Raw genomic sequence first — 4,760 nt, forward strand, 5'->3', positions numbered from 1 at the left:
GGGTCCTGCAGGGGGGACCCTGTGGGAGAGTAGGACGCCGCCGAACAATTCTTCTGAGAAGCCCCCCCCGGGTCACCCGGGCGGGGCTTCTCGCATTTCCGGGACCCGCATGCCCGCTCACTGCAGACGCGTCACGAGCTCCGCGATCCGTTCGAGCTGTTCCTGCTGGGTCTTGAGGGTCAGCCCGCCGAGGCGGATCACCAGGTGGCGGGCGCCGGCCTGCACATAGCGGGAGAGTCCGGCCGCCACCTCGTCGGCGGGGCCGGTCAGTACGGCCTGGATGGTCTCCAGTTGGGCGAGCGGCATGCCGTAGGTCGCCTGTGCGTAGGCGTCCATCGACCGCCGGGCGGCGGCCGGGACCTCGTCGACCAGGACGGACACGAAGAGCGCCGGGGTGAGGCCGGCGGCGTCGCGGCCGGCGGTGGTCGCGGCCTCGCGGACGACGGCCAGTCCCGTCCGGTAGTCGGCAGGGTCCGGCGGGTAGGGGAGCCAGCCGTCGTAGCGGCGGCCGGTGCGGGCGAGTGCCGCGGGGGTGGCGCCGCCGAGCCAGACCGGCGGCCCGCCGGGAGTGAACGGCTGCGTCGAGGGCGGGATGTCGTCGAAGTGCAGCAGCTCGCCGTGGAAGGACGTCGGCCCGGTGGTCGACCACAGGCGGCGCCACAGATCGACGGTCTCGTCCAGGCGCTTGAACCGCCGCTCCCACGGGAGTTCGGAGAGTTCGTACAGCGGCTGCCCGAACCGGCCGGGGAAGCCGGCGCCCACGGCGACGGCGAGCCGTCCCCCGGAGAGGAGGTCGACGGAGGCGAGCGTCTGCGCGGCCTGGACGGGGCGGCGGAGGAAGGGGAGCAGGGCGCCGGTGCCGAGGGTGGCCCGGTGCGTCACCGCGGCCAGCGCCGCCAGCATGGTCAGCGGCTCGATCCGCGGGGTCAGCAGCGAGTCGTTGACGAAGAGCGAGTCGAAGCCGAGCTCCTCGGCCCGCAGGGCGAAGGGGATCAGAGCCCGGGGGTCGGTGCCGTCCCCCCACTGGGCGGCGCCGGTGGGGAGGAGGACACCGACCTCGAACCGGGCGGGAGGTTCGGTGAGCGGCGCGGACGTCGGTGCGCTGGTGTCGTTCTGCATGCCCTCAGCCTCCGCCCGCGCGGGTATCGGCTCAATTCCCCGCAGGGAATGGCAACGGGTCGGCGGCCGACGGAGACTGAGGCATGGAGTTCTCCACGTCACTGCGCGAGTGCCGGGCCCGCCTGCGGATCAGCCAGCTCGAACTCGCGCACCGGGCGGGCACCTCCCAGCGGCACGTCAGCTTCATGGAGAGCGGGCGGTCGGCTCCGGGCCGGACGATGGTGCTGCGGCTGGCCGACTCACTCGGTCTGTCGCTGCGGGAGTGCAACGAGCTGCTGCTGACGGCGGGTTACGCGCCGGCCTATCCGGAGAGCGGGGTGCACGGCGCGGCGATCGCGCCCGTCCGGCAGGCGCTGGAACGGGTGCTGACCGGCCATCTGCCGTGGCCCGCGCTGGTGGTCGACGGCTCGGGTGCGCTGGTGGCGGCGAACAGCGCGTTCGACCGGCTGGTCGAGGGTGCCGACCCCGAGCTGTGCGCGGTGGGTGCCAACGTGTACCGACTGGCTCTGCACCCACGGGGGTTGGGCCCGCGGGTCGCCAACCTCGCCGACTGGGCGCGGCACATCCTGGTGCGGCTGCGGCAGGACACCGCTGCCGGGTCGGCCGAGCTCTACACCGAACTGAGCGCGCTGGTACCGGAGTCGGCCGGGGGCGGTGAACCGCTCGGGTTCGCGGTGCCACTGGTGCTCCGTTCACCGCGCGGCGAACTGCGGCTCTTCACCACGGTGACCACGTTCGCCACCGCGACCGATGTGACGCTCGCGGAGCTCAAGCTGGAGGCGTTCCTGCCCGCCGACGAGCGGACGGCCCGGCTGCTCGCGGAGGAAGGGTCGGAGGAGCGCGAGGTCAGAGGCGGCCGGCGGCCTTGAGCGCGAGGTAGGCGTCGGCGAGGGCCGGTGGGAGCGCGGCGGGCGGGGCGTCCAGGACGGTCGCACCGAGCCGGGTCAGGCGCTCGGCCGTACGCCGCCGGTCGGCCCGGGTCTGCTCGGCCGCGGCGGCGCCGTAGACCGCGTCCACCGTGCCACGGGCGGCGGCGAGTTCGTCGAGCCGCGGGTCGGCGACCGAGGCGACGACCACCTCGTGGCGCCGGGCGAGCTGCGGCATGCGGTCGATCAGCCCGCCCTCGGCGGAGGCCGCGTCGAGGCCGGTGAGCAGCACGATCAGCGAGCGGTGCGGGGCCATCCGGAGGGCGGCCGCGGTCAGGGCCCGCTGGTCGGTCTCCAGCAGGGCCGGCTCCAGGCCGGCCATGGCATCGGTGAACGCGGGCAGGACGTCGGCGGCGGAGCGGCCCACCACGGCGGCGCGCCGGTGGCGGTCGTGGGCCAGCAGGTCGACGCGGTCGCCGGCCTTGGTGGCGAGCGCGGTGAGCAGCAGGGCGGCGTCGAGGGCGGCGTCCAGCCGGGGCGCGTCGCCGACCCGGCCGGCCGAGGCGCGGCCGGTGTCGAGGACGAGCAGGATGTGGCGGTCGCGCTCGGGCCGCCAGGTGCGGACGGCGACGGTGTTCCGGCGGGCACTGGCCCGCCAGTCGATCGAGCGGACGTCGTCGCCGGGCAGGTACTCGCGCAGCGAGTCGAACTCGGTCCCCTGGCCGCGGGTCAGTACCGAGGTGCGGCCGTCGAGTTCGCGCAGCCGGGCGAGTCGGGACGGGAGGTGGCGGCGGCTGGTGAACGGGGGGAGGGCGCGGACCGTCCACGGGACGTGGTGCGAGCCCTGGCGGGCGGCCAGGCCGAGCGGGCCGTGGGAGCGGACGGTCACCCGGTGCGCGTGGTGGTCGCCGCGACGGACGGGTCCGAGCACGGTGAGCAGGCGGCGCCGCTCGCCCGCCGGGACGGTGACCGTGTGCCGGGCCGCCCGGTAGGAGCTGCCGGGGTGCCAGGCCGACGGTGGCCAGGCATCCCTGATCCGGGCTCGAAGCGGTCGCCGGGAGGGGTTGGTGACGGTCAGTTCGACCTCGGCGCTCTCGCCGGTCCGCACCCGGGTGTCGCCGGACCTGGCGAACCGGAGGGTGCGGACCGGTGCCGCGAGCATCAGGTCGGCGGTGACGGCGAGCAGGACGGCGCCGGTCACCGCGGCGATTCCGGCCCAGGAGGGCATGACCGGGCCGACGACGAGCGCACCGAGCGCGGCGAGCAGGGCGGTACGGCCGGTCGGGGCCATGGGTGGGACTCCTCGGTGAGGTCGGGTCAGCGCGGGGCGGGGGTCTGGGCGAGGACGGCCTGCACGACGGAGTCGGCGCTCACGCCCTCCATCTCGGCCTCGGCGCGCAGCTGGACGCGGTGGCGCAGGGTCGGCAGGGCGAGCGCCTTGACGTCGTCGGGGGTGACGTAGTCGCGGCCGGCCAGCCAGGCCCAGGCGCGCGAGGTGTTCAGCAGGGCGGTGGCACCGCGCGGCGAGACACCGATGGAGAGCGACGGGGACTGCCGGGTGGCCCGGCAGATGTCCACGATGTAGGCGAGGACCTCGGGGGCGACGGTGACCTTGGCGATCTCGGCGCGGGCGGTGGCGACGTCCGCAGGCCCGGCGACCGGGCGCACGCCCGCCGCGGCCAGGTCGCGCGGGTCGAAGCCGGCCGCGTGCCGGGCCAGGACCTGGAACTCCTGCTCGCGGGTGGGCAGCGGCAGGACGAGCTTGAGCAGGAAGCGGTCGAGCTGGGCCTCGGGCAGCGGGTAGGTGCCCTCGTACTCGACCGGGTTCTGGGTGGCGGCGACCAGGAACGGGACGGGCAGCGCGCGCGGTTCGCCGTCGACGGTGACCTGGTGCTCCTCCATGGCCTCCAGGAGGGAGGCCTGGGTCTTCGGCGGGGTGCGGTTGATCTCGTCGGCGAGCAGCAGGTTGGTGAAGACCGGGCCGGGCTGGAACGAGAACTCGGCGGTGCGGGCGTCGTAGACGAGCGAGCCGGTGACGTCGCCGGGCATCAGGTCGGGGGTGAACTGGATGCGCTTGGTGTCCAGGCTGAGCGCGGTGGACAGGGTGCGGATCAGCAGGGTCTTGGCGACGCCGGGCACGCCTTCGAGCAGGACGTGCCCGCCGCACAGCAGCGCGACGACCAGGCCGGTGACCGCGGCGTCCTGGCCGACCACCGCCTTGGCGATCTCCTCGCGCAGGGCGGTGAGGGCGGCGCGGGCGTCCCCGGCGGCCGGGGCGCCGGCGGGGCCGAGGCCGCCGTCGGGGGTCCGGACGGGCGGTATCGCGGCCGGCGTCCCGTCGGTCTTGGTGAGGGACGTGAGGGCAGCGGGCTGCTCGGTCACGGCTGTCGTACCTGCCTTTCCAGGGCGTCGAGGTGGTCGGTGAGCCGCAGCAACGCGGCGTCGTCGGTGGGCGGCCCGCCGTACAGCAGGGCCTGCACCTCGGCCGACGGGCGGCCGGTGCGGGCCGCGGCCGCGGCGCAGAGGGTGGCCGGGTCGGGCCCGTCGGCCGCCGGGGGCACGCCGAGGACCGGGGCGAGCCGGTGCCGGACGGCCCGGCGCAGGGCCTCGGCGGCGTGGCCGCGGGCGTTGGCCCGGCGGTAGAGCCGGGCCCGGCCCTCGGTGGTCTCGGCGGCCCGGACGACGACCGGCAGGTCCTCGGCGACCACCCGGCCGAGCCCGCGGGCCCGCCACAGCGCGGCGGGGGCGGCGGCGACGGGGAGGGTCAGACCGGCC

The 4,760-nt window shown here is 75.9% G+C and carries 4 protein-coding genes and 1 pseudogene; 1 reads left to right on the plus strand and 4 read right to left on the minus strand.

Annotated elements, in window-relative coordinates; translation table 11 throughout:
• Positions 1–117 precede the first annotated feature (117 nt).
• On the minus strand, positions 118–1,119 hold the full coding sequence (locus tag ACFV0G_RS35375) for an LLM class flavin-dependent oxidoreductase (protein WP_380556795.1): 1,002 nt from the start codon (positions 1,117–1,119) through the stop codon (positions 118–120).
• An 83-nt stretch (positions 1,120–1,202) separates the two neighbouring features.
• On the opposite strand from ACFV0G_RS35375, the gene ACFV0G_RS35380 reads away from it, so the two are divergent.
• Positions 1,203–1,988: a helix-turn-helix domain-containing protein gene (locus tag ACFV0G_RS35380; RefSeq protein ID WP_380556797.1), complete on the plus strand. Its 786-nt coding sequence runs from the start codon at positions 1,203–1,205 to the stop codon at positions 1,986–1,988.
• Here the strand turns inward: ACFV0G_RS35380 and ACFV0G_RS35385 are convergent.
• The 3 genes and pseudogenes from ACFV0G_RS35385 to ACFV0G_RS35395 all read right to left on the minus strand — a co-directional run.
• On the minus strand, positions 1,966–3,276 hold the full coding sequence (locus ACFV0G_RS35385) for a DUF58 domain-containing protein (RefSeq protein ID WP_380556799.1): 1,311 nt from the start codon (positions 3,274–3,276) through the stop codon (positions 1,966–1,968). The genes ACFV0G_RS35380 and ACFV0G_RS35385 overlap by 23 nt on opposite strands.
• Positions 3,277–3,302: 26 nt before the next feature.
• Complete coding sequence (locus tag ACFV0G_RS35390; protein WP_380556801.1) at positions 3,303–4,307, minus strand: AAA family ATPase; 1,005 nt, start codon at positions 4,305–4,307, stop codon at positions 3,303–3,305.
• A 56-nt stretch (positions 4,308–4,363) separates the two neighbouring features.
• A pseudogene (locus ACFV0G_RS35395) lies at positions 4,364–4,760 on the minus strand (DUF4350 domain-containing protein); the annotation flags it as partial.

This window comes from Kitasatospora sp. NPDC059571 (assembly GCF_042735675.1).
In the GTDB taxonomy this organism is placed as follows: domain Bacteria; phylum Actinomycetota; class Actinomycetes; order Streptomycetales; family Streptomycetaceae; genus Kitasatospora.

Excerpts from the sequence above, each read along its gene's own strand:
- ACFV0G_RS35380 (WP_380556797.1), top strand. The coding sequence starts at position 1,203 with ATGGAGTTCTCCACGTCACTGCGCGAGTGCCGGGCCCGCCTGCGGATC.
- ACFV0G_RS35385 (WP_380556799.1), bottom strand. The coding sequence starts at position 3,276 with ATGGCCCCGACCGGCCGTACCGCCCTGCTCGCCGCGCTCGGTGCGCTC.
- ACFV0G_RS35375 (WP_380556795.1), bottom strand. The coding sequence starts at position 1,119 with ATGCAGAACGACACCAGCGCACCGACGTCCGCGCCGCTCACCGAACCT.